At 59.0% G+C, this 22062-nt stretch carries 24 protein-coding genes; 15 read left to right on the forward strand and 9 right to left on the reverse strand.

All coding sequences use genetic code 11. The features are described 5' to 3' along the window. Positions 1-11 precede the first annotated feature (11 nt). A complete protein-coding gene (locus tag ABYA88_RS00190) occupies positions 12-500 on the reverse strand; it encodes a winged helix-turn-helix transcriptional regulator (RefSeq protein WP_373184387.1) in 489 nt (162 codons plus the stop codon). 102 nt (positions 501-602) lie between these two features. On the opposite strand from ABYA88_RS00190, the gene ABYA88_RS00195 reads away from it, so the two are divergent. Together ABYA88_RS00195 and ABYA88_RS00200 are read left to right on the forward strand one after the other, a co-directional pair. Next, positions 603-1331: an SDR family oxidoreductase gene (locus ABYA88_RS00195; protein WP_373184388.1), complete on the forward strand. Its 729-nt coding sequence runs from the start codon at positions 603-605 to the stop codon at positions 1329-1331. Between the two features lie 23 nt (positions 1332-1354). Next, the gene (locus ABYA88_RS00200) at positions 1355-1948 is read left to right on the forward strand and encodes a 2-hydroxychromene-2-carboxylate isomerase (RefSeq protein WP_373184389.1); all 594 of its coding nucleotides are present in this window, start codon (positions 1355-1357) and stop codon (positions 1946-1948) included. Here the strand turns inward: ABYA88_RS00200 and dtd are convergent. From dtd to ABYA88_RS00220, 4 genes are all read right to left on the reverse strand, one after another. After that, positions 1945-2382, reverse strand: coding sequence for a D-aminoacyl-tRNA deacylase (gene dtd / locus ABYA88_RS00205; RefSeq protein WP_373184390.1), 438 nt, complete (start codon positions 2380-2382; stop codon positions 1945-1947). The two genes, ABYA88_RS00200 and dtd, sit on opposite strands and share 4 nt — an antisense overlap. A gap of 3 nt (positions 2383-2385) precedes the next feature. After that, the gene (pip, locus tag ABYA88_RS00210) at positions 2386-3360 is read right to left on the reverse strand and encodes a prolyl aminopeptidase (RefSeq protein WP_373184391.1); all 975 of its coding nucleotides are present in this window, start codon (positions 3358-3360) and stop codon (positions 2386-2388) included. 123 nt (positions 3361-3483) lie between these two features. After that, a complete protein-coding gene (locus tag ABYA88_RS00215) occupies positions 3484-4065 on the reverse strand; it encodes an NnrU family protein (RefSeq protein WP_373184392.1) in 582 nt (193 codons plus the stop codon). Between the two features lie 94 nt (positions 4066-4159). Beyond that, the gene (locus ABYA88_RS00220; protein WP_373184393.1) at positions 4160-4729 is read right to left on the reverse strand and encodes a DUF924 family protein; all 570 of its coding nucleotides are present in this window, start codon (positions 4727-4729) and stop codon (positions 4160-4162) included. 125 nt (positions 4730-4854) lie between these two features. On the opposite strand from ABYA88_RS00220, the gene ABYA88_RS00225 reads away from it, so the two are divergent. The 5 genes from ABYA88_RS00225 (at position 4855) to ABYA88_RS00245 (ending at position 9038) form a co-directional block, all read left to right on the forward strand. Next, the gene (locus tag ABYA88_RS00225) at positions 4855-5451 is read left to right on the forward strand and encodes a VTT domain-containing protein (protein WP_373184394.1); all 597 of its coding nucleotides are present in this window, start codon (positions 4855-4857) and stop codon (positions 5449-5451) included. A gap of 140 nt (positions 5452-5591) precedes the next feature. Continuing rightward, a complete protein-coding gene (locus ABYA88_RS00230; protein ID WP_373184395.1) occupies positions 5592-5903 on the forward strand; it encodes an EthD family reductase in 312 nt (103 codons plus the stop codon). A gap of 98 nt (positions 5904-6001) precedes the next feature. After that, positions 6002-6232, forward strand: a complete 231-nt coding sequence (locus ABYA88_RS00235; protein ID WP_373184396.1) for a ChaB family protein — start codon at positions 6002-6004, stop codon at positions 6230-6232. Positions 6233-6343: 111 nt separating this feature from the next. Then, positions 6344-7222, forward strand: coding sequence for a glutathione-dependent disulfide-bond oxidoreductase (yghU, locus tag ABYA88_RS00240; RefSeq protein WP_373184397.1), 879 nt, complete (start codon positions 6344-6346; stop codon positions 7220-7222). A 157-nt stretch (positions 7223-7379) separates the two neighbouring features. Next, a complete protein-coding gene (locus ABYA88_RS00245; protein WP_373184398.1) occupies positions 7380-9038 on the forward strand; it encodes an NAD(P)/FAD-dependent oxidoreductase in 1659 nt (552 codons plus the stop codon). Between the two features lie 79 nt (positions 9039-9117). Here the strand turns inward: ABYA88_RS00245 and ABYA88_RS00250 are convergent, their stop codons facing one another. Both ABYA88_RS00250 and ABYA88_RS00255 read right to left on the reverse strand, forming a co-directional pair. Further along, the gene (locus tag ABYA88_RS00250) at positions 9118-9252 is read right to left on the reverse strand and encodes an entericidin A/B family lipoprotein (RefSeq protein ID WP_373184399.1); all 135 of its coding nucleotides are present in this window, start codon (positions 9250-9252) and stop codon (positions 9118-9120) included. A 300-nt stretch (positions 9253-9552) separates the two neighbouring features. After that, positions 9553-10710 (reverse strand): DNA ligase, encoded by a 1158-nt coding sequence (locus ABYA88_RS00255; protein WP_373184400.1) that lies wholly within the window; start codon positions 10708-10710, stop codon positions 9553-9555. 81 nt (positions 10711-10791) lie between these two features. On the opposite strand from ABYA88_RS00255, the gene pomA reads away from it, so the two are divergent. Further along, a complete protein-coding gene (gene pomA, locus ABYA88_RS00260) occupies positions 10792-11565 on the forward strand; it encodes a flagellar motor protein PomA (RefSeq protein WP_373184401.1) in 774 nt (257 codons plus the stop codon). Continuing rightward, a complete protein-coding gene (locus ABYA88_RS00265; protein WP_373184402.1) occupies positions 11565-12482 on the forward strand; it encodes a MotB family protein in 918 nt (305 codons plus the stop codon). Before pomA ends, ABYA88_RS00265 begins: the two co-directional genes overlap by 1 nt. Before the next feature lie 109 nt (positions 12483-12591). On the opposite strand, the gene typA is transcribed toward ABYA88_RS00265, so the two are convergent. Next, on the reverse strand, positions 12592-14400 hold the full coding sequence (typA, locus tag ABYA88_RS00270; RefSeq protein WP_373184403.1) for a translational GTPase TypA: 1809 nt from the start codon (positions 14398-14400) through the stop codon (positions 12592-12594). A 438-nt stretch (positions 14401-14838) separates the two neighbouring features. On the opposite strand from typA, the gene glnA reads away from it, so the two are divergent. The 5 genes from glnA (at position 14839) to trmL (ending at position 20488) form a co-directional block, all read left to right on the forward strand. After that, positions 14839-16242 (forward strand): glutamate--ammonia ligase, encoded by a 1404-nt coding sequence (gene glnA / locus ABYA88_RS00275; RefSeq protein WP_373184404.1) that lies wholly within the window; start codon positions 14839-14841, stop codon positions 16240-16242. A gap of 129 nt (positions 16243-16371) precedes the next feature. Next, the gene (locus ABYA88_RS00280; RefSeq protein ID WP_373184405.1) at positions 16372-16992 is read left to right on the forward strand and encodes a DUF4124 domain-containing protein; all 621 of its coding nucleotides are present in this window, start codon (positions 16372-16374) and stop codon (positions 16990-16992) included. 333 nt (positions 16993-17325) lie between these two features. Further along, a complete protein-coding gene (glnL, locus tag ABYA88_RS00285; protein WP_373184406.1) occupies positions 17326-18423 on the forward strand; it encodes a nitrogen regulation protein NR(II) in 1098 nt (365 codons plus the stop codon). After that, a complete protein-coding gene (ntrC, locus tag ABYA88_RS00290; RefSeq protein ID WP_373184407.1) occupies positions 18410-19840 on the forward strand; it encodes a nitrogen regulation protein NR(I) in 1431 nt (476 codons plus the stop codon). The genes glnL and ntrC overlap by 14 nt, the downstream gene beginning before the upstream one ends. A 183-nt stretch (positions 19841-20023) precedes the next feature. Beyond that, positions 20024-20488 (forward strand): tRNA (uridine(34)/cytosine(34)/5-carboxymethylaminomethyluridine(34)-2'-O)-methyltransferase TrmL, encoded by a 465-nt coding sequence (gene trmL / locus ABYA88_RS00295; protein ID WP_373184408.1) that lies wholly within the window; start codon positions 20024-20026, stop codon positions 20486-20488. 7 nt (positions 20489-20495) lie between these two features. Here trmL and ABYA88_RS00300 read toward each other — a convergent pair whose 3' ends face one another. Next, entirely contained in the window at positions 20496-21476 is a 981-nt protein-coding gene (locus ABYA88_RS00300) for an NADPH:quinone oxidoreductase family protein (protein ID WP_373184409.1), read from the reverse strand. Positions 21477-21639: 163 nt separating this feature from the next. Between ABYA88_RS00300 and ABYA88_RS00305 the strand changes: the two genes are divergently transcribed. Continuing rightward, the gene (locus tag ABYA88_RS00305) at positions 21640-22038 is read left to right on the forward strand and encodes a flagellar basal body-associated FliL family protein (protein WP_373184410.1); all 399 of its coding nucleotides are present in this window, start codon (positions 21640-21642) and stop codon (positions 22036-22038) included. The last annotated feature ends 24 nt before the right edge of the window (positions 22039-22062 follow it).

Below are 22062 nucleotides of genomic sequence, written 5' to 3' on the forward strand. Positions count from 1 at the left end.
CGTTTGCGTCACTACTTCCCTGCAGGGTGTTCTGGCAACATCCCTTCATTCGCCCAGGCGGATCCGGGTCTGACCACTACATCCCGGGCACCCACCGGCTCGCCGCATTCGGAACAGACCGTTACCGGCCGCATTACCTTGCCGCAGCTTTTGTGCACGTGAAGCACCGGAGCGCCGCGCTCATCGGCCATGTGACGATCACCCCAGGCTACCAGGGCGAGAATGGCCGGGTGCAGATCCAGACCCTTTTCGCTAAGGCGATATTCCTCACGCACAGGCCGCTGCTGGTAAGCCACTTTCATCAGCACGCCATGCTCCACGAGTTTTTTCAGCCGGGCGGCAAGCAGATGCCGAGTAATGCCAAGACGCCGCTCGAACTCGTCAAAGCGCCGAATCCCTAAAAAACAATCGCGCAGGATCAGCAAGGTCCATTTGTCTCCGATTACTGCCAACGTACGCGCCAATGAACAGGGCTGCTGGTCAAGCTCTTCCCACCGCATAATTGATTCTCCTGAACAGTTGCTGCCCACAATAGCTTGACAGGTTCCAAAAAGAAACCGACTATGATTTCAGTTCCAAAAAAGAACCCAAGAGGAATAGTCATGGCCAGACCACCTGTTGCAGTTGTCATCGGCGCCGGAGATGCCACCGGAGGCGCGGTCGCCCGGCGTTTCGCGCGCGAGGGCTACACGCTGTGCGTGACCCGGCGCAACCTCGACCAGCTCACCCCACTGGTAGATGCGATTCGCGCTGCGGGCGGCGAGGCTCATCCGTTCGGCTGCGACGCCCGAAGCGAGGAACAGATGGTCGAGTTGTTTCAGCATATCGAAAGGGACGTTGGCCAGATCGAAGTGGTCATTTTCAATATCGGTGCCAACGTGCGATTCTCGATTACCGAAACCACAGAACGTGTCTATCGCAAGGTCTGGGAAATGGCGGCCCTTGCCGGTTTCCTGACCGGGCGTGAGGCTGCAAAGGTTATGCTGCCCCGCAATCGGGGTACCATTATCTTTACCGGCGCAACGGCTTCATTGCGCGGTAGCAGCGGATTCGCCGCATTCGCCAGCGCCAAGTTCGCGTTGCGCGCCTTGGCCCAGAGCATGGCGCGAGAACTGGGGCCCGAGGGCATCCATGTGGCTCACCCGATCATTGATGGCGCAATCGATACCGACTTTATCCGCGACACCTTTCCTGAACGCTACGCGTTAAAGGCAGAAGACGGAATTCTAAATCCGGAACATATTGCCGACCAATACTGGCAACTGCACTGTCAGCCCCGCGATGCCTGGACCCATGAGCTGGACCTGCGCCCATGGATGGAAACCTTTTGAGCCCTACCGAGCGAGAAACAAGCATGAGCAAACAGATTGAATTCTTCTTTGATGTCGGCAGCCCCGCCAGCTATCTGGCCTGGACCCAACTCCCTGCCCTGGCCGATCGTACCGGTGCGACTGTGCTATACCGGCCAATGCTGCTTGGCGGGGTATTTCAGGCAACCGGCAACCGGTCGCCTGCTAGCGTCGAAGCCAAGGGCGCCTACACTCGGGTCGATCTTCAGCGCTTTGCCCGGCGCTATGGCGTGACGTTGAATCACAATCCGTACTTTCCGATAAACACACTGCAACTGATGCGCGGCGCCGAGGCTTTGCGCGGAACAGATCAGCTGGAGCCCTATCTGGCTGCTATATTCACCGCGATGTGGATCGATGAGCAGGATCTAGGGCAGCCGGAGGTGATTGGCAAGGTGCTGGCCGCAGCCGACTTTGATCCGACCGAGCTGATGGAGCGCCTGAGCGCTCCGGAGGTCAAGCAGGGACTGAAGGATACGACCGAGGAAGCGGTGCGCAGAGGCGTGTTTGGCGCACCGACCCTATTCGTTGATGACGAAATGTTCTTCGGACAGGACCGTCTGGAATTCGTCGAGGCGAAGCTCGGTGGGCAAAGCTAGACTTCGAGCAGAAAGGTAACCGGCCCATCGTTGACCAGGTGTACCTGCATGTCAGCCCCGAAACGGCCGCTGGCTACCGGTGAATGCGCCGCGCCAGCCCGGCCCAGAAGATAGTCGAACAACGCGGCGGCCTGCTCAGGCTTGGCGGCGGTGGAGAACCCCGGTCGCAAACCCTTGCGGGTATCTGCGGCCAGCGTGAACTGGGACACCAGCAGCAGGCCGCCACCGATGTCACGCAGCGACAGGTTCATGCGTCCGTGCGGATCATTGAATACACGGTAGTCCAGCAGCCTCTCGAGCAGCTTGTCAGCGACCGTCTGATCATCTGCCGGCTCAACGCCAACCAGCACCAGCAACCCCTGCCCGATCGCGCCCACGGTCTCGCCGGCCACCGCCACATGTGCCGAGCTAACCCTCTGCAGTAAGGCCTTCATCGGTTACTCCACGCGGGGTGCGAGGCCGAGCAGTTGGCGCGACATGGCTTCGCTGGCTCTTACCAGTGCGTCTGCAATACCCGTCTCCGAAGCCGCATGGCCGGCATCTCGGATGATCTGCAGCTCGCTGCCGGGCCACTTGTGATGCAGGCTATACGCATTGTCCAGAGGGCAGACCATGTCGTAGCGACCATGCACGATGATGCCCGGTATATGTGCAATGCGGTCCATGTTCATCAATAACTGGTCCGGGGCCAGGAAGGCATGGTTGACGAAGTAGTGGCATTCGATGCGGGCGATGGCGTAGGCACGCCGCGCATCGCTAAAACGATCCACCACCTGCGGACTCGGCCTCAGTGTGGCGCACTTCCCTTCCCACAATGACCATGCCTTGGCCGCATGCATCCGGCAGATTTCGTCATCACCGGTGAGGCGTCGGTAGTAGGCACCCACCATGTCGCTGCGTTCGGCCTGGGGGATCATTGATACGTAATCCTCCCAATAGTCGGGAAAGATATGGCTTGCGCCCTTCTGGTAGAACCATTGAATATCCTGATCGCGGCAGAGAAAGATGCCTCGCAGGATCATGCCCATTACCCGCTCCGGATGCGCCTGGGCATAGGCCAGCGCCAGAGTCGAGCCCCATGAGCCGCCAAACAGGACCCAGCGCTCGATGCCCAGATGCTCGCGCAGCACTTCCAAATCTTCGATCAGATGCTGGGTGGTGTTGTTCTCCAGACTGGCATGGGGCGTAGAACGGCCAGAGCCGCGCTGATCATAGGTGATGATCCGATACACTGACGGATCAAAAAAGCGTCGGCTCAGACTGTCACATCCCGATCCCGGGCCGCCATGAATGAAGACCACGGGCAACCCTTCACTATTCTGACCGCTCTCGTCTGCGTACAGAACGTGGGGTGTCTGCACTGCCAGTTCGTGGCGGGCATAGGGCTTTATCTCGGGGTACAACAGCTGCATGGTTAAGACTCCTGGCCTGAATGACAGCCACGGGGGGCTGATTCCTTGGAGAGCGACGCCGGCAAACAGAGCCGACGCATTTCCGCACAACATTACTGTCCGGCTGACGATCTGTCATCCGGATCAAACACCGAACGGCTTCACTCCGATCAGCAGACCATGCAACCAGAGCGCAAATGCAACCCAGAGCGCCAGCCCCACTACGATGGCAATCGCATCACGGCTGATGCGCCCGGCGGGATAGCGCACACCAGCCATGCGGTCGCGCTTGCGCGAAATAATGTACAGCGGCACCGCCCAGGCAAGAAACCCACCGAACAGCAGCAGGTCGGCGAGCGTGCCGTTGGCCAGCAGATGCGCAATGGCCCAGAACTTGACGCCCAGCAGCATCGGGTGGCCAACGCGGGCCTTGATGTGGGTGTGCGGGACGTAGGTGGCGACCAGCAGAATAAACGCCGGAATAGTCAGCAAGGCGGCCAGATGTCTGGTCCAGACCGGCGGCACCCATAACCAGGTCGGGTCCAGCCTGGCCTGGCCGTAACCCCAGACGATCATCACCAGCCCGACCACAGCGGCTATCGAGTAGGCCGCTTTCCAGCGCCCAAGACCCATTTTGTCGATCTTCTTCGCGCGCCATTGGGGAGCGAACATCCGGGTGGAATGCACCCCGAGAAAAATCAACAGACCTATCACCAGAACCAGCATCGCAATATCCTTTTTATGTTTGAACAGCCAATCATCGTTCCAGGCGGACACTATAGCCGGCGCGGACTAACAGCGCATCCGTCCAGGCGAGCATTCAGAAACTTGAGCCGGGCTGCGTGAGAAATTCGATCTCGGCCATGGTCGAGGGACGCCCCAGGATGGCGTTGCGATGGGGGTAACGGCCAAACTGCAGGATGATCTCCTGATGCCGCAACTCGAACCGCAGATTGTCCTCCAGGCCCTCCTGCTCGAATAACGACACAGCCTGGCGGTGGATCTCCGCTGATTCGCTATGCATGTATGGCATATAGAAGAATCTGCGTTTATCGATTTCCAGAGCCATGTCGGCGCCGGCTCCGACCGCTTCCTGGGCCAGGACCAGTGCCATTGCATCGCAGACAAAAGCCCTTGGCGTGTTGCGCCAGATATTGCGCGAAAACTGATCGAGCAGAACGATTTCCGCCAGTCTACCCGCGGGCGTTACGCGCCAGCCAGCCATTTCACCGCGCGCTGCCTGGGCATGCAGCGCCCCAAAGCGCGCCGTCACTGTACCATCAACCTTGGAGTCAACCCGCCACCACTGGGCAGGATCGAGCTCCTCGAACCAGAACGAAATGACGTCATCCGGCGTCACAGAGGTAGGAAAGCGAGTAGGCTGCTGCATGAGTCAGTAGTAAGTCCTTGTCTGCCATTATCGGGTACGCCGTGTTCAAATTTTTTCGCCATCACAAGACGGCTGTAGTCGGATGTAGCTTAGCAATACTGCTGCTCATCGGCTGGCTTTTACCGGTGACCATTGCCGACCTCTGGCACTGGGGCGAGCGAGTATCCGGCCATCCGCTGGCCATGCTGGGCATCGTGCTACTGATGGCGACGCTGATGACCTTCGGACTCGCAGGCAGTTTATGTTTCTGGGTGATCGCGCCCTTTCACCCACCCTGGCTGAGCGTCTGCATGTTGCTCGTCGGCAGTGTCGGCGGTGCCCTCGGCGCCTATCGAGTGGGAGCAGGCGTTGGTAGAGCCTGGAACGGTGGCCGGCTTTCCCGGCAGATATTACGCCTGCTGACCAGCCGAAGCGACCTGATCACCCAATGTGCGCTGCGGATAATACCCGGGGTTCCACACGCCCTGATTAACCTTGCAGCTGGCGTCCTGCGCCTGCCACTGGTCACCTTTGCCAGCGCCGCAGTGCTCGGGCTGGCGGTTAAATGGGGCGTGTACTCGCATACCGTGCACGGCATGGTTTCAGCCTCCCGAGCAGAGGAAGCACTGGCTTTTGGAGCCGTAGTCCCTCTGCTCATTGTGGGTGCATTGCTGGTAATGGGGGGCGCAGCTCAACGCTGCTGGTTTCGCAGGCACTCGCGTGACGATAAGCCTGGTCAGTGAACTAACTTAGCCACCCGGTCGTGCTTACTGTTCCTACTTTCTCTTCTCCAACCTGTTTATCTTGATGTATGGCGCATATGCGGTTCGCCTCCATGCAAAAGAAAAGTTACCTTGAAGGCATGCAAACCAGGAGATAAACGATGATCAAAGCCAGTGTGATGTATCCCAACAATCCCAACGCCCGATTCGACATGAAGTATTACCTGCACACACATATGCCAATGGTAACCAATGCGCTTGGCGCAGCATGCCTCAAGGCGGAAGTGGAGAAAGGCGTTGCCGGAGGCACACCCGGCGCCGAAGCACCTTTTGTGGCGATCGCCAATCTGTATTTCGACAGTCTCGAGAGTTTTCAGCAGGCCTTTGCGCCCAATGCGAAGAAATTCGCCGAAGATATTCCTAACTACACCGACATAAATGCGCAGGTCCAGATCAGCGAGATTCAGGACTGAAGTCGTCGAAAAGAGAAACATGAAGCTTCCTGCAAGGTCGAAACAAGGGTTGCCGGCCGGATTTCTGCTTGTCGGCCCCATGCCAGACAGGAGGCTATATGCCCTATGACAAGATTTCGGAGTTGCCTGACAGCGTGAAGGACAGCCTGCCCAAGCATGGACAGGAGATTTATAAATCTGCGTTCAACAGCGCCTGGGACAAGTACGACGACCCTGGCGAACGCCGCGGCAACGATGATCGTGAAACCGTTGCGCACAAGGTTGCCTGGTCGGCCGTCAAGCAGGAATACGAGAAGCACGATGGTGACTGGGTAAAGAAGAAGTCCTGACCGGTCCTCCCTTACCCGGTTACGGGCACCCGGCGCCATCGATGTCATAAAAAACGTAAGATTGACTGCCAGCGATAGCTGTCTGGTGTCCTCAACCGGAGTAGAAAAAACATGACCGATCCAACCTATACGCCGCCCCGTGTCTGGACCTGGGATGCTGAGAGCGGCGGCAAGTTCGCCAATATCAACCGGCCGGTAGCGGGTCCGACCCACGACAAGGAATTGCCCGTGGGCAGACACCCTCTGCAGTTGTACTCGCTGGCCACGCCCAATGGGGTGAAAGTTACGATCATGCTCGAGGAGCTGCTGGCGAAGGGCTTTGAAGGTGCAGAGTATGATGCACATCTGATCAGGATTACCGAAGGTGATCAGTTCGGTAGCGGCTTCGTTGAGGTGAATCCCAACTCGAAGATCCCTGCGTTGCTGGATCGCAGCGCGGACCCGGCCATCCGGGTATTCGAATCGGGCGCAATCCTTCTGTATCTGGCCGAGAAGTTTGGCGCATTCGTGCCGACAGACCCGGCTGGGCGCGCGGAATGTCTTTCCTGGCTGTTCTGGCAGATGGGCAGCGCGCCGATGCTGGGCGGTGGTTTTGGACACTTCTACGCCTACGCCCCGGAAAAATACGAGTATCCGATCAACCGCTACGCGATGGAAGTCAAACGCCAGCTCGATGTGCTCGACCGACAACTGGCCAACTGCGAATATATCGCCGGCGACCAGTACAGCATCGCCGACATGGCCATCTGGCCCTGGTACGGGGCGCTGGTCACCAACAAGGTGTACGAGGCCGCTGAGTTTCTGCAGACCCATACCTACACCAATGTACTGCGCTGGACCCGGCAACTGGAAGAGCGCGAAGCGGTGCAGCGTGGGCGGATGGTCAACCGCGCCTGGGGCGACCCGAGCGAGCAGTTGCGCGAGCGTCATGACGCCAGCGACTTTCAGACGCGCACCCAGGACAAAATCGAGTCCGGCAGCAACTCCTAGGCTGATCGGCCAGCTCTGCGCCGGGCCGTTGCCAGGCGCATGACAGCTGGCTGTTGCGTCGCTACAATGCGCCACTGTCTGCCACCCCCGAGCGCCGCTCCGTCACCACGGATCCTACGCTCAGGCCCTCTGCCGGAGATACCGGCCAGGACCCACCATGATCCGTATCAACGAACTGCAGTTACCCCTTGACCACCCGCCAGAAGCCCTGCGCAGCGCCGTTCTAGCGCGGCTGAAGATCACAGATCCCGAGCTGATCGATCTCACCGTATTCAAGCGCAGTTACGACGCCCGCAAGAAAAACAGCGAGATCACCTTCGTCTACATTATCGACGTCGAGGTCCGTGATGAGGCTAAGGTGCTGGCCCGATTCGCCGGCGATCGCAACGTCCGGCCGTCACCGGACACCGCCTACTACCCGGTCGCCCAGGCACCAGCGGACCTGAACGAGCGGCCACTGGTCATCGGTTTTGGACCCTGCGGCCTGTTTGCCGCGTTAAGCCTGGCGCAGATGGGCTTTCGACCGATCGTACTGGAACGCGGCAAGGATGTGCGCACCCGGACCAAGGATACCTGGGCCCTGTGGCGCAACAAGGTGCTGTCGCCCGAGTCCAATGTGCAGTTCGGCGAAGGAGGCGCCGGCCTGTTCTCCGACGGCAAGCTCTACAGTCAGATCAAGGATCCTAAGTTCTATGGTCGCAAGGTGATGCATGAATTCGTGCGCGCCGGAGCGCCGCCGGAGATCATGTTCGTCAGCAAGCCACATATCGGTACCTTCCGCCTGACCGGGGTGGTATCGACCATGCGCGAGGAAATCCGCGAGCTTGGGGGTGAAGTGCGCTTCGACAGCCGGGTCACCGATTTTCTGATTGAGGACGGCCGGATCGAAGGCGTGACGCTGTCCAATGGTGAAGAGTTGCGAAGTCGTTACGTGGTATTGGCCCTGGGGCACAGTGCGCGTGATACTTTCCGCATGCTGCATGCCCGGGACGTGTATATCGAAGCCAAGCCCTTCGCCGTGGGATTCCGTATCGAACACCCGCAATCGATGGTCGACAAGGCGCGCCTGGGCAAATATGCCGGACATCCCGAACTGGGCGCAGCCGACTACAAACTGGTACACCACGCAAAAAATGGCCGCGCCGTTTACAGCTTCTGCATGTGCCCCGGAGGCACGGTAGTCGCCGCCACCTCGGAGCCCAACCGGGTAGTAACCAATGGCATGAGTCAGTACTCGCGTAATGAGCGCAATGCCAACGCCGGCATCGTCGTCGGTATCACGCCGGAACAGGACTTTCCCGGCAGCCCCCTGGCCGGTGTCGAGCTGCAGGAACAACTGGAGTCGAAGGCGTTCGAGCTGGGCGGCCAGGATTATTGCGCGCCCGGCCAACTGGTAGGCGATTTCATTCGCGGTCAGGCATCAACCACCTTCGGCGAGGTGGTGCCGTCATACAAGCCGGGAGTTCTGCTGGGCGACCTGGCGTCAGCATTGCCGGAGTATGTAATCGAAGCGGTGCGCGAAGCGCTGCCCGCCTTCGGTAAACAGATTCGCGGTTTTGACCGGCATGACGCAATCCTTACGGGTATCGAAACCCGTACATCCTCCCCGATCCGCATCAAGCGCGATAATCTTTCCCTGCAAAGTATCAATACAAGGGGTCTATATCCGGCTGGTGAGGGGGCAGGTTACGCAGGAGGCATTCTGTCGGCAGGAGTAGATGGAATCAAAGTGGCCGAAGCCGTTGCGCTGGCAATGCTGGAAGATCTGGACATAAGCCGGGATGGCAAGCTGGCGTCGCCGCTGGCGAGGACCTAGGGTAAAGGACCTGTCGCGACGGGCGCAGCAGGTCTCCGGCTAAAGACTATTGTGAATCAGTCACCGGAACGATCCGGAATCAGCCCCGGGCGCCTTCCTGTATCGCTTCACCACCTCTTTCAATGTCCTCTCCCGCGCCTTCTATGGTGTTACAACCAGCCACACCGAACAGCAAGGCCAGACCAAGCAAAATCGATTTGATTTCCAGGCTCATAAAAACTCCTTATCCCGCGCTTCAAAAGGTGAAGCAATAAAATCCAACGGCACCTTCCGGACAAGCCGAGCAGCGCCGCTGCTCCTCGTCTCCGCATCAGCCGCCATTGCAGTGCATGGCAGATGTAATCCGGTCCCGATAACAGTTAGAGTCCCGATTGATCGATTCGGTTCAATTGCAGCCAGGTAAATTAAAATGTCACTGCGTTGACGTTCGATTACTTCGGCTGGTTTCGTGAACGCTACCGCGAATCCATCTGGCGTTGCATCCTGTTTCCGCGGCTTGACTGACGCAAGCTCGTTACGGCGGATAGACGCCGGCGCGAACACGCATAAAGCGTGCGAAACGCGGAAGGCCGTTGGATGTGAGACCGCTGTATCGGTAGGTGACCCAGCTGCCTACCGGCGGAGGCTTCGCCCTATCGGCATCGGTCAGCCCGCTACCGAGGCGAAAGCGCCTTCCGTCCTCACTCTCTACCTCCAGCGCGCCGACCATACCCGCGTATTTTCCCTTGCCCTGGGTGTAGCCGACCACCCGGGCCTCGGCGTCCTCGTGCAGCTTGTACTTGAGTAAATCCTGACTACGGCCGGGAAGATAGAGTGCATCCTGGTGATGCAGCATCAGCCCCTCACCGTTCGCAGCAACCAGCTCTGCGAGCCAGCAGTCGAGCTCTTCGACATTATCGACCCGCGACTGCCTGACCGGCTGTAGCCAGGGAATGGAATAGGCGCGAATATCACGCATGGCTTGTACCCGCTGATCAAAGGGCCCGGCATGATCAGGCAAATCGAACACCATGAAATTCACTCTCTGCCAGCTGGTGTCATCGGGTTCGGCAGTGCGCACAATCGCGCTGAGGGCGTCGAACTGGTTTCGGGCAATCCAGAGCTCGCCGTCCATTTGCATCGCCGGCCAACCGCGGGTAAACCAGACTGGCGAGCTGATCCGGTAACCGCTGCGAGTCCACAGCGCCTTTCCATCCCAATGGCCACGCACCCCATCGAGCTTTTCGCTTACCCAGTACTCGGTCACGGGGGCTGAACCAGGGTAGACGCTGGATAGCATCGGCTGATGGCGCCCATCATCGGCGACAGAAGGCGTTACACACCATGAAATATAAAAAAGAAGTCCAAGGCAATGAAACTTAGGCATCAATGACATCCTTGTCGATAATTGGCAACACGCTAGTGCCCCGAGAAAATGGGTCGCCCGCCGGCCTCCAAATAGCCTGGCACAATCCCATTCAGCAGAAGTCTCGATAGTGCCGTGCAGAAGAGGAGCTGCCAACGCACAAGTCGGCCCCTTGTGCGCTGGTTCATAGGGTAGATGTGTCGGGCAATCCTCCAGGCTCAGAACGTTCTGAACCGCAACGCACTGGAAAAATTCCTGCAACATGCCGACGGCATGCCTGGAGACCAACGATCGAGGGCCGGCAAAGCTGGCCAGGAAGTCGTGCATTACCTTAAAATCGCGGGCTTTAAGCCTGCTTCGAAGTTTGCGCCTGCACACAGCGTATTGTTGTCCTCAAGGAGAATCCCTTTGGATTTAGCTACACTCATCGGCTTGCTGGGTGCCCTCGGTATCATTGGCTCCGCCGTAGCACTGGGCGCTTCACCACTGGTGTTCGTGAACATCCCCTCACTACTGATCGTGATTGGCGGCAGCTTGCTCGTTGTGCTGGCAAAGTTCAGCTTTGGGCAGTGCTTCGGTGCCTTCAAGGTGGCCGGTCGCGCATTCAAGTTTCGTCTGGAAGACATCGAATCAAGTATCGCCGAAATCGTGGAACTGTCGACGATAGCGCGCAAGCAAGGCGTCCTGGCGCTGGAGGACCAGGAAATCAGCAACCCCTTTTTAAGGAGCGGCATCCAGTTGTTGATTGATGGTCATCCGCAGGAAACCGTCAAAGCGATTCTGGAGAAGGAGCGGGTACTGACGCTCGACCGCAACCGCTGGGGAGCAAAAGTGTTCAGTGCCCTGGGCGATGTGGGTCCGGCGATGGGCATGATCGGCACCCTGGTGGGACTGGTGCAGATGCTATCAAACATGGAAGACCCCAAGTCGATCGGACCGGCCATGGCCGTGGCACTTTTAACCACACTTTACGGCGCGATGCTGGCGACCATGATCTGCCTTCCCATCGCCGACAAACTGTCGCTGCGCATGACCGAGGAAGCGCGAATGCAAAGCCTCTGGATCGACGCCGTGCTGGCGATTCAGGGGGGCACCAACCCTCGGGTTGTCGAGCAGCTGCTGACGAGCTATCTGCCGCCCGGGCAACGCGACAAGCCTCCCAGCGAGCCCGGAGCGACCTGATGGAGTTGCCTGAGGAGGAGGAAAAACCGAGCATTCCCGCCTGGGTAGTGACCTTCGCCGACCTGATGTCCTTGCTGATGTGCTTCTTTGTGCTGTTGCTGTCCTTCTCCGAGATAGACGCAATGAAATTCAAGCAAATCGCAGGCGAGCTGAGCAAGGCCTTTGGTGTGCAGCGCGACGTACCTGCCCTGGAAATTCCGATGGGTACCAGTCCGATTTTCGATAAATTTTCCCCCGGCAAACCCGAGCCGACCCCGGTTGATCAGGTACGCCAGCAGACCAGCGAAGAATTACCGCAGATCGATACTCTGCGTGCCCGGTTAGATGCTGAATTGGAGGCAGAGCTGGCACAAAAGGTAGAATCCACTACCGAGCAGCAACTGCAGTTCAACCTGCAAGCTCTCAAGAATGTCCTCGAACAGGAGCTGATCGAAGGACGCCTGCAGATGGAACAGGACCGCAAGCGCGTCATTATCAGGATCGAGGAGCGCGGTTCCTTCCAGTCCGGCTCCGCAGTAATGACGACCGATTTCGAAGACATGCTGTTCAAAATCTCCGAGGTATTGAGCGAGCTGCCGGGAGAGATAACTATCGAAGGCCATACCGATGATATTCCGATCAACACCACACGTTTTAATTCCAACTGGGACCTGTCAGCAGCTCGAGCCTCATCGGTAGCCAACGCCCTGCTCGCCACAGGCGCCGTCGAGGCGCAACGTCTCAAGGTTCAGGGCTACGCCGACACGCGCCCGCGCGCCAGCAATGAATGGCCGGAAACCCGTGCGCTTAATCGTCGGGTAGAAATTGTGGTGGATCTGGCTGAAGCCGCAAATCAGTACGAAACCCGATTGCGCCAGTTGATGGAGGACGATATTAAACAGGTTATCGAGGGCTATGAAGTCAAGGATATGCCCTGAGGCTCCCATGCTGAAGGCTGAATAGCCACCTCACCCCGCGATAACTCCCTAGAAAGCCCACAAAAAAACCCGCCAATCGAGGCGGGTTTTCTATACTACGTGCCGACTATTACTTGTTGGAACGCTTGCGCTCGTTCTCGCTGAGCAACTTCTTGCGCAGACGGATCGACTTGGGCGTGATCTCTGCCAGCTCGTCGTCCTCGATGAACTCCAGTGCCTGCTCCAGAGTGAAGCGGATCGGCGGTACCAGGGCAATGGTTTCGTCCTTGCCCGAAGCACGCATGTTGTCGAGCTTCTTGCCCTTGGTCGGGTTCACGCCCATGTCGTTGTCACGGCTGTTGATACCGACCAGCATGCCTTCGTACACCTCGTCACCGTGGCCCAGGAACAGCTTGCCACGTGCCTGCAGCGTTTCCAGGGAGTAGGTCAGAGCCTTGCCGGTGGCAACCGACACAAGTACGCCGTTCTGGCGACCGAACATTTCGCCGGACTTGATCGGCCCGTAGTGGCTGAAGATGCTGGTGATGATGCCCGAGCCGGAAGTCAGGGTCAGGAACTGGTTGCGGAAACCGATCAAACCACGTGCCGGAATAGTGTATTCCAGACGTACACGACCCTTGCCATCCGGAACCATGTTGGTCAGATCGCCCTTGCGCAGACCCATTTGTTCCATCATGGCACCCTGGTGTTGCTCTTCCAGGTCGATGGTGACGTTCTCAAAGGGCTCCTGCTTCTCGCCATCAACTTCACGGATGATAACTTCAGGACGGCCTACGGCCATTTCAAAACCTTCACGGCGCATGGTTTCGATCAGCACTGACAGGTGCAGTTCGCCACGACCGGATACCTTGAACTTGTCGGCACTGTCGCCTTCTTCCACACGCAGGGCTACGTTGTACAGCAGCTCCTTGTCCAGACGCTCTTTGATGTTACGGCTGGTGACGTACTTGCCTTCCCTTCCGCAGAACGGCGAATCGTTAACCTGGAAGGTCATGCTTACGGTCGGCTCGTCTACCGACAGCGGGGTCATGGCCTCGACATTCAGCGGGTCACACAGAGTGTCGGAGATGAACAGTTGGTCAAAACCACTGACGCAGACGATGTCGCCAGCGGCGGCTTCATCCACGTCGATACGGTGCAGACCGTGGTGACCCATCAGCTTGAGGATACGACCGTTGCGGCGCTTGCCTTCGGTGTCTATGGCAACCACCGGCGTGTTCGCCTTGACCCGGCCCCGGGCGATACGGCCGACGCCGATCACACCGAGGAAGCTGTTGTAATCCAGTGCGGAGATCTGCATCTGGAACGGACCTTCGCGGTCAACGTTCGGCGCAGGCACGTTGTCGACGATAGCCTGGAACAACGGGGTCAGGTCTTCGGCCAGATCATCATGGGCCAGACCGGCGATGCCGTTGATTGCCGAGGCAAATACAATCGGGAAATCCAACTGCTCTTCGGTGGCGCCGAGGTTGTCGAACAAATCGAACATCTGATCAACGACCCAGTCCGGACGCGCGCCGGGACGGTCTACCTTGTTCACAACCACGATCGGGCGCAGACCGGCCTGGAAGGCCTTCTGAGTCACGAAGCGGGTTTGCGGCATGGGACCGTCTACCGCATCGACCAGCAGCAGTACGGAGTCGACCATCGACATCACGCGCTCTACTTCACCGCCGAAGTCGGCGTGGCCGGGGGTGTCGACGATATTGATGTGATGGTCGTGCCAGTTGATGGCAGTGTTCTTGGCCAGAATAGTAATACCGCGTTCTTTTTCCTGGTCGTTGGAGTCCATCAAGCGCTCAGTGTCGAGCTCATTCCGCTCGAGGGTGCCGGACTGGCGCAGAAGCTTGTCGACCAGTGTGGTCTTGCCGTGGTCGACGTGGGCGATGATGGCGATGTTGCGAAGATTCTCGATCACTATGGACATCCTGGGTGGCCAGACGGCAGCCTGGCTAACTGAAAAAAGAGGGGGGCATTATACAGACCCTCGCGTGACAGTGTATGTTTTTTGTACGAAACGGCGGTTTTCTGCGTCGGGGGTGCAAGACAGGCCAAACGGGAGCATTATAGGTGCCGCCGTTTATTGCCCGCGCGATTGTCATAACTGGGAAATAAAGCTGCAGACGCACCATTATGGTTCGCACTCTGGCTTTTTTGCACTAAATAAGTGCGCACTTATTAAGTGCGCCCTGTTGTATTAGCAGCCGGAGGCCCGGTGATACGGGCGTTTCAGCGCATGCTCTGAAATGGCACACCTTTTGCTCCCTTGTAATGCAAGCGGAGCGCGGATGTTGTCCGCTCGAATTTAGTAACGCCGGGCCAGATGCCCGGCTAATGATTCCTTCTGGAGGAAACCATGTCGAAGACAGTTAAACTGATTAAAGAATTTGACGTGAAGTGGGTTGACCTGCGCTTCACCGATACCAAGGGCAAGCAGCAGCACGTCACCATGCCCGCCCGCGATGTAAACGATGACTTCTTCGAAGAAGGCAAGATGTTCGACGGTTCGTCCATCGCCGGCTGGAAGGGTATCGAAGCGTCCGACATGATCCTGATGCCCGATGACAGCACAGCGGTTCTCGATCCTTTCACCGAAGAGCCCACCGTCATTCTGGTCTGCGACATCATCGAGCCCTCCACCATGCAGGGTTACGAGCGTGATCCGCGCAGCATCGCCCGCCGCGCCGAGGAATACCTGAAGTCCACTGGTATCGGTGACACCGTATTCGTTGGTCCCGAGCCTGAGTTCTTCGTATTCGACGAAGTGAAGTTCAAGTCCGACATTTCCGGCTCCATGTTCAAGATCATCTCCGAGCAGGCTTCCTGGAATACCGACGCCGACATCGAGACCGGCAACAAGGGTCACCGCCCAGCAGTGAAAGGGGGCTACTTCCCCGTTCCGCCGGTCGACCATGACCACGAAATCCGTACCGCCATGTGTAATGCCATGGAAGAAATGGGTCTGACCATCGAAGTTCACCACCACGAAGTGGCGACTGCCGGCCAGAACGAAATCGGCGTGCTGTTCAACACTCTGGTAGCCAAGGCGGACGAAGTACAGACGCTGAAGTACTGTGTACACAACGTTGCCGACGCGTTCGGCAAGACGGCTACCTTCATGCCCAAGCCACTGTATGGTGACAACGGCTCCGGTATGCACGTACACATGTCCATCTCCAAGGATGGCAAGAATACCTTCGCTGGCGAAGGCTACTCCGGCCTGTCCGACACTGCCCTGTTCTTCATTGGCGGTATCATCAAGCACGGCAAGTCGCTGAACGCATTCACCAACCCGGCCACCAACTCCTACAAGCGTCTGGTACCCGGTTTCGAAGCCCCGGTCATGCTGGCCTACTCGGCCCGCAACCGCTCCGCCTCGATCCGTATCCCGTACGTTTCCAGCCCGAAGGCACGTCGCATTGAAGCTCGCTTCCCTGATCCGGCAGCCAACCCCTACCTGTGCTTCGCGGCACTGCTGATGGCTGGCCTGGACGGCGTCCAGAACAAGATCCACCCCGGCGATGCGGCTGACAAGAACCTGTATGACCTGCCGCCCGAAGAGGCGAACCAGATCCCTCAGGTCTGTGGCAGCCTGAAGGAGGCCCTGGAGTCTCTGAGCGCTGATCGCGAGTATCTGACCAAGGGCGGTGTATTCACCGACGAGCTGATCGATGCCTACATCGAACTGAAAGCAGCAGAAGAGCTCAAGGTACGCACCTTCGTTCACCCGCTCGAGTATGACCTGTACTACAGCGTCTGAACCCGGTGTCTTGACCGCGGTCGAAAAAGGGTGCCTTTCAGGCGCCCTTTTTTTTCGCCCGTCCGTCGGGCCTTGCCAGAAGCACGATTGGGTGCAAGGCTTGAAACTCGAATCACAGGAGTGACAATCATGCTGCGAATTCATTTGTGCTGGGCGCTGGGCGCCGTGCTCGTCTCGCTGGCCGGCCTCGCCAACGCCCAGATCTATACCTGGACCGATGCGAATGGCAACAAGATCTATTCCGACCAGCCTCACCCCGATTCGCGCCGGATCGATCTGCCACCCACCAATACAGTGGAGACAGCAGTCCCGCAAATGCGCGAACGCACCCCGGATCAAAACCAGGATGCCGAGGGAAAACCGACAAATAGTTACAACACCCTCCAGATTGCCAGTCCCGACCATGACGAAGCAGTCCGGGCGAATGACGGCAGCCTCACGCTGGTGGTCAACACCGAGCCGCCACTGGCGCCCGGACACATCCTGCGCGCCAGCGTCGACGGTGAGATGCGCCCGGCGGCGACTGCCGGCAACGGCCAGGCAACCCAGCGCCTGACCCTGACCGAGCTCGATCGAGGGTCGCACGATATTGTGGCAGTGGTGACCAATTCCCGGGGTGAGGAAGTGCAGCGCAGCCAGGGCATCACCGTGCACCTGCAGCGTACTTCCCTGCTCCAGCCTGGACGCACCGGCTCCAATGCCGCACCCCAGGCACCGCAAAAGCCCGCCGCAGGCAATCCTGCCCCCTGAACCCGGCTGCTCAGTGAGCCGACCTGACGCGGCGCACCAAATCAGTGCATACTGATTCCCGGTACGCCGGATTTCGTGCACGCTTCCCTTTCTCGGCCGGACATGGTTCCGCCCGGCTGGAGTGAACGTCCCGTCGCATCAGTTACCCATACTGGCGCGCAATCAAGCCGCAAACCCCTTAAGCAGCGGGCTTTGCAGCCCTGCATGATCCCCCGCACCAGCGTATTCGCCTGAACCTGTCCTGGCTCCCGACCGGCCCGCAGTCTCCAGCGTGATTTACGCCCTTTATTGGTTCGCTTCTTGCAACTGTCTGCACAAACCACGGGGTCTCTTATGCTGCCTGACCGATTTCTACGCCAGATACTCGACAACCTCACCACAGCTGTGCTCTTGCTGGACGAAGGTCTGTATCTTAGATACATGAATCCGGCCGCGGAAATTCTGCTCGAGGTCAGCGGCCAGCGCGTCTCCCAGCAGCCGATCGGCGATCTGTTCAATGACCATCGGACCGCCCTCGAGTCATTGCGCCAGGCGGTTACCGATGGCAACCCGTTCACCAAACGTGAAGCCCAGCTGGACCTTAACAACGGCCACAGCCTGACGGTCGATTACTCGGTCACCCCAATTGTGAGCGCAGACACTCACTGGCTGTTGCTGGAACTGCATCCCCGCGACCGACTGCTGCGGATCACCAAGGAAGAGGCCCAGCTTTCTAAGCAGGAGGTGACCAAGGTTCTGGTACGCGGCCTGGCCCATGAGATCAAGAATCCCCTGGGCGGCATCCGCGGCGCCGCCCAGCTGCTGGCCCGCCAATTGCCGGAGGAGTCGCTCAAGGATTATACGGACGTAATCATCGAAGAGGCTGACCGCCTGCGCAACCTGGTTGATCGCATGCTCGGGCCGTATCGGCCACCCAGCCTGCAGCCGCTGAACATCCACGAGATTACCGAGCGCGTCTACAGCCTGGTTGAGGCCGAAACCCAGCGGGAGCTGATTCTGCGCCGGGACTACGATCCAAGCATTCCAGAGATCATGGCCGACCGGGAACAGCTTATCCAGGCACTGCTCAACATCGTGCGCAATGCGATGCAGGCCATTGCCGAGCAAGGTGGCCTGCAGAAAGGTCGTATCGTTCTGCGCACCCGCGCGTTACGCCAGTTCACTATCGGCCAGGTACGTCATCGCCTCGTCTGTCGCGTACAGATTATCGACAACGGTCCGGGCATACCCAGCGACATTGTTGAGAGCATTTTCTACCCGATGGTCAGCGGTCGGCCCGAAGGCACGGGGCTTGGCCTGTCGATCACCCAGAACATTATCAGTCAACACCAGGGCCTGATCGAATGCGAGAGCAAACCTGGCCGTACCGTTTTTACCCTGTTCCTACCACTGGAACCCGTACCGGGAGACAAAACCCATGAGCCGAACTGAAAACGTCTGGATCGTCGATGACGACCGTTCGATACGCTGGGTGCTGGAAAAGGCGCTTCAGCAGGAAGGCATGGAATCGGTCAGTTTTGACAATGCCGATGCCGCCCTGGCGCGGCTTCAGCGCGAACATCCGGACGTCCTGATCAGCGATATACGCATGCCCGGCACCAGCGGTCTGGAGCTTCTCTCCACCTTGCGCGACCGACTGCCAAAACTGCCGGTCATCATCATGACCGCGCATTCCGACCTGGACAGCGCGGTAGCCTCCTACCAGGGCGGCGCCTTCGAATACCTGCCCAAGCCTTTCGACGTGGACGAAGCAGTTGCCCTGGTGCGCCGGGCACTGGCCCACAGCCGCGAGCAGGAAGGCCAGGGACCCGAGGTGAGCGACGCCCGCACGCCGGAGATCATCGGCGAAGCGCCGGCGATGCAGGAGGTGTTCCGCGCCATCGGTCGTCTATCCCACTCCAACATCACCGTGCTGATCAATGGCGAATCCGGTACCGGCAAGGAGCTGGTCGCCCATGCCCTGCACCGCCACAGCCCGCGGGCACGCAATCCGTTCATTGCGTTGAACATGGCAGCGATCCCCAAGGATCTGATGGAATCGGAGCTGTTCGGCCATGAAAAAGGCGCCTTTACCGGAGCTGCAGTACAACGCCGTGGACGCTTTGAGCAGGCCGACGGCGGCACGCTGTTCCTCGATGAAATTGGCGACATGCCGCCGGAAACCCAGACCCGCCTGCTGCGCGTACTGGCCGACGGCGAGTTCTATCGGGTGGGCGGCCACGTGCCGATCAAGGTCGATGTGCGCATCATCGCTGCCACACACCAGAACCTCGAGGATCTGGTACAGGCCGGCAACTTCCGCGAAGACCTGTTCCACCGCCTGAACGTAATCCGAATCCATATTCCCAAGCTCGCCGAGCGCCGCGAGGACATCCCTGCTCTGGCCCAGCATTTCCTCGCCCGCGCCGCGCAGGAACTGGCAGTCGAACCCAAGGTACTCAAGCCGCAGACCCGCGACTACCTGCGCAGCCTGCCGTGGCCGGGCAACGTGCGCCAACTTGAAAACACCTGCCGCTGGATCACCGTCATGGCGTCTAGCCGCGAAGTGCTGGTTGAGGACCTGCCCCCGGAAATGCTCAACCAGCACCACGACGGTGCAACAGATGGCCATTGGGAGCACAGTTTGCGCATCTGGGCCGACCAGGAACTGGACCGCGGGGTCACCAGCCTGCTGGAAACAGCCGTCCCCGCGTTCGAGCGCATCATGATTGAAACAGCCCTCAAGCACACTGCCGGCAGACGCCGCGATGCCGCGCAGTTACTGGGCTGGGGCCGCAATACCCTGACCCGCAAAATCAAGGAACTGGGTATGAATATAGACGGTCACGACGAGGAAGAGAACGAATAGCGAGCCAGCAAACGGCTTTTGGCACGCTTGATGCTTAGTTAACTGTGGGTGTATTTGAGGTGACTCCGGTTCAGGCAGGCTGGAGTCACCTTTTTTTATGGGCGAAAGGAAAGTAGCTGTTAGCTTGCCGCTGCGCGCGCCCCAGCCTAGACTTCGCCATCCACATTACCTACTGGCGCACCCATGTTCCACATCGCCCTGCTCGAACCGGAAATCCCGCCCAATACCGGTAACATCATCCGCCTGTGCGCAAATACCGGCTGCAGCCTGCATCTGATTGAGCCACTGGGTTTCGAGCTGGATGACAAGCGGCTGCGCCGCGCAGGGCTGGACTATCACGAGTTTGCTGCGGTCAGAACCCATGCGAACCTGGAGGCCTGTCTGGCGGCGGTGCAGCCACAGCGCGTGTTTGCGCTGAGTACCAAGGGCACCCGCAATTTCAGTGAGGTGGCTTTCAAGCCGGGGGATCTGTTTCTGTTCGGTCCCGAGAGCCGGGGCCTGCCGGCGGCGGTACGTGAAGGCCTGCCAACGGATCAGGTACTGCGGATTCCGATGCGGCCAGACAGCCGCAGCCTGAACCTGTCGAACAGTGCTGCGGTGCTGATATTCGAAGCCTGGCGCCAGCAGGGGTATGCCGGCAGCCAGTAGTGCCGATTCAGTCGCGAACCTGAACCACAACCTTGCCCACGGCCTTGCGTGAAGTAAGGATGTTCAGCGCGTCTTCGTACTGGTCCAGACGGAATTTTTCCGAAACCAGGGGCTTGAGTTTGCCCTCGGTGAACCAGGCAAACAGCTCCTCAAAGTTTTCCCGGTTGGTCTGTGGCTCGCGAGCAGCGAAGGAGCCCCAGAACACACCGACGATGGAAGAGCCTTTCAGCAGAGCCAGGTTCACCGGGAATTCGGGAATGCGGCCGCTGGCGAAGCCTACGACCAGCAGGCGGCCTTTCCAGTTGATCGAACGCACGGCCTGGTCGAACAGGTCGCCACCGACCGGATCGTAGATCACGTCGGCGCCCTGGCCCTTGGTCAGTTCCTTGACCGCATCCTTGAGGCTGACTTCCGAGTAGTTGATCAGTTCGTCGGCGCCAGCGGCGCGCGCTACCTCCAGCTTCTCGGCGCTGGAGGCGGCGGCGATAACGCGCGCACCCATGGCCTTGCCGATTTCTACTGCCGCCAGGCCCACACCACCCGATGCGCCGAGGACCAGCAGGGTCTCGCCCGCCTTAAGGTCGGCACGCTGCTTGAGTGCGTGCATGGACGTGCCGTAGGTCATGCTGAAGCCAGCGGCGGTCACAAAGTCCATGTTCTTGGGGATAGGCAGGATGCGCGAGGCATCAACGGCGATCTGTTCGGCGAAACTGCCGTAACCGGTCAGCCCCATGACCCGATCACCGGGCTTGAGATGACTGACCTTGTCACCGACGCTGGCGATCACCCCGGCGGCTTCACCACCCGGGGAGAACGGGAATGGCGGTTTGATCTGGTATTTGCCTTCAATGATCAGCGTGTCGGGAAAGTTGACCCCTGCGGCATGGATGTCCAGGACCACTTCGTTGGGTTTGGCAACGGGATCGGCGGTTTCTTCCAGTACCAGGCTGCTGGCGGGACCAAATTCTTTGCACAATACGGCTTTCATGATGACTCCATTATCAGGTTTTCACACAGTCTAGTCGCAAGCGGGGCAGCCGGGTCAATGACCATGCCCTTGATTGATTGCCGTTCATAACATCCGCCGCGGCGCTGGTTGGCTGGGGAGCCACCCTCGGCTATCCTGTGGCCAACCATAAGGAGTCTAACCCATGCGCACGTTTCTCGCCCTGCCCCTGCTGCTAAGCCTTTTCGCGGTGTCACACGTCCAGGCCGAGGATGCTCCGGTGGCCGGCGCCCAGTATGTCGAGCTAAAGCCGGCTTTTGTCGGCACCGTCGGCCCCGGCCCGAAGATCCAGTACATGAAGGTCGATGTTGCGCTGCGGGCCAACGACCCAGCCGCGGTGCCGCGGATTGAATATCACGATCCGCTGATACGCAATGCGCTGGTCAGCCTGTTCGCCCATGAGACCCTGGAAAGCGTCGGGACGCTGGAAGGCAAGGAAGAGCTGCGCAGTAAAGCGCTGACCGCGGTGCGCGAAGTGCTCGAAGAGGAAGAAGGCAAACCGCTGGTGGATGATCTGCTGTTCACCAACCTGGTCACGCAGTAAACGCCCGGTAAAGCCCCGTAACGC

Origin of the sequence: Halopseudomonas sp. (genome assembly GCF_041579695.1) — a bacterium.
Lineage (GTDB): Bacteria > Pseudomonadota > Gammaproteobacteria > Pseudomonadales > Pseudomonadaceae > Halopseudomonas.

What these genes read in the sequence shown, in the direction of transcription:
- ABYA88_RS00190 (WP_373184387.1), bottom strand. Translation starts at nt 500, where the DNA reads ATGCGGTGGGAAGAGCTTGACCAGCAGCCCTGTTCATTGGCGCGTACG.
- ABYA88_RS00195 (WP_373184388.1), top strand. Translation starts at nt 603, where the DNA reads ATGGCCAGACCACCTGTTGCAGTTGTCATCGGCGCCGGAGATGCCACC.
- ABYA88_RS00200 (WP_373184389.1), top strand. Translation starts at nt 1,355, where the DNA reads ATGAGCAAACAGATTGAATTCTTCTTTGATGTCGGCAGCCCCGCCAGC.
- dtd (WP_373184390.1), bottom strand. Translation starts at nt 2,382, where the DNA reads ATGAAGGCCTTACTGCAGAGGGTTAGCTCGGCACATGTGGCGGTGGCC.
- pip (WP_373184391.1), bottom strand. Translation starts at nt 3,360, where the DNA reads ATGCAGCTGTTGTACCCCGAGATAAAGCCCTATGCCCGCCACGAACTG.
- ABYA88_RS00215 (WP_373184392.1), bottom strand. Translation starts at nt 4,065, where the DNA reads ATGCTGGTTCTGGTGATAGGTCTGTTGATTTTTCTCGGGGTGCATTCC.
- ABYA88_RS00220 (WP_373184393.1), bottom strand. Translation starts at nt 4,729, where the DNA reads ATGCAGCAGCCTACTCGCTTTCCTACCTCTGTGACGCCGGATGACGTC.
- ABYA88_RS00230 (WP_373184395.1), top strand. Translation starts at nt 5,592, where the DNA reads ATGATCAAAGCCAGTGTGATGTATCCCAACAATCCCAACGCCCGATTC.
- ABYA88_RS00235 (WP_373184396.1), top strand. Translation starts at nt 6,002, where the DNA reads ATGCCCTATGACAAGATTTCGGAGTTGCCTGACAGCGTGAAGGACAGC.
- yghU (WP_373184397.1), top strand. Translation starts at nt 6,344, where the DNA reads ATGACCGATCCAACCTATACGCCGCCCCGTGTCTGGACCTGGGATGCT.
- ABYA88_RS00245 (WP_373184398.1), top strand. Translation starts at nt 7,380, where the DNA reads ATGATCCGTATCAACGAACTGCAGTTACCCCTTGACCACCCGCCAGAA.
- ABYA88_RS00250 (WP_373184399.1), bottom strand. Translation starts at nt 9,252, where the DNA reads ATGAGCCTGGAAATCAAATCGATTTTGCTTGGTCTGGCCTTGCTGTTC.
- ABYA88_RS00255 (WP_373184400.1), bottom strand. Translation starts at nt 10,710, where the DNA reads ATGCACGACTTCCTGGCCAGCTTTGCCGGCCCTCGATCGTTGGTCTCC.
- ABYA88_RS00265 (WP_373184402.1), top strand. Translation starts at nt 11,565, where the DNA reads ATGGAGTTGCCTGAGGAGGAGGAAAAACCGAGCATTCCCGCCTGGGTA.
- glnA (WP_373184404.1), top strand. Translation starts at nt 14,839, where the DNA reads ATGTCGAAGACAGTTAAACTGATTAAAGAATTTGACGTGAAGTGGGTT.
- ABYA88_RS00280 (WP_373184405.1), top strand. Translation starts at nt 16,372, where the DNA reads ATGCTGCGAATTCATTTGTGCTGGGCGCTGGGCGCCGTGCTCGTCTCG.
- glnL (WP_373184406.1), top strand. Translation starts at nt 17,326, where the DNA reads ATGCTGCCTGACCGATTTCTACGCCAGATACTCGACAACCTCACCACA.
- ntrC (WP_373184407.1), top strand. Translation starts at nt 18,410, where the DNA reads ATGAGCCGAACTGAAAACGTCTGGATCGTCGATGACGACCGTTCGATA.
- trmL (WP_373184408.1), top strand. Translation starts at nt 20,024, where the DNA reads ATGTTCCACATCGCCCTGCTCGAACCGGAAATCCCGCCCAATACCGGT.
- ABYA88_RS00300 (WP_373184409.1), bottom strand. Translation starts at nt 21,476, where the DNA reads ATGAAAGCCGTATTGTGCAAAGAATTTGGTCCCGCCAGCAGCCTGGTA.
- ABYA88_RS00305 (WP_373184410.1), top strand. Translation starts at nt 21,640, where the DNA reads ATGCGCACGTTTCTCGCCCTGCCCCTGCTGCTAAGCCTTTTCGCGGTG.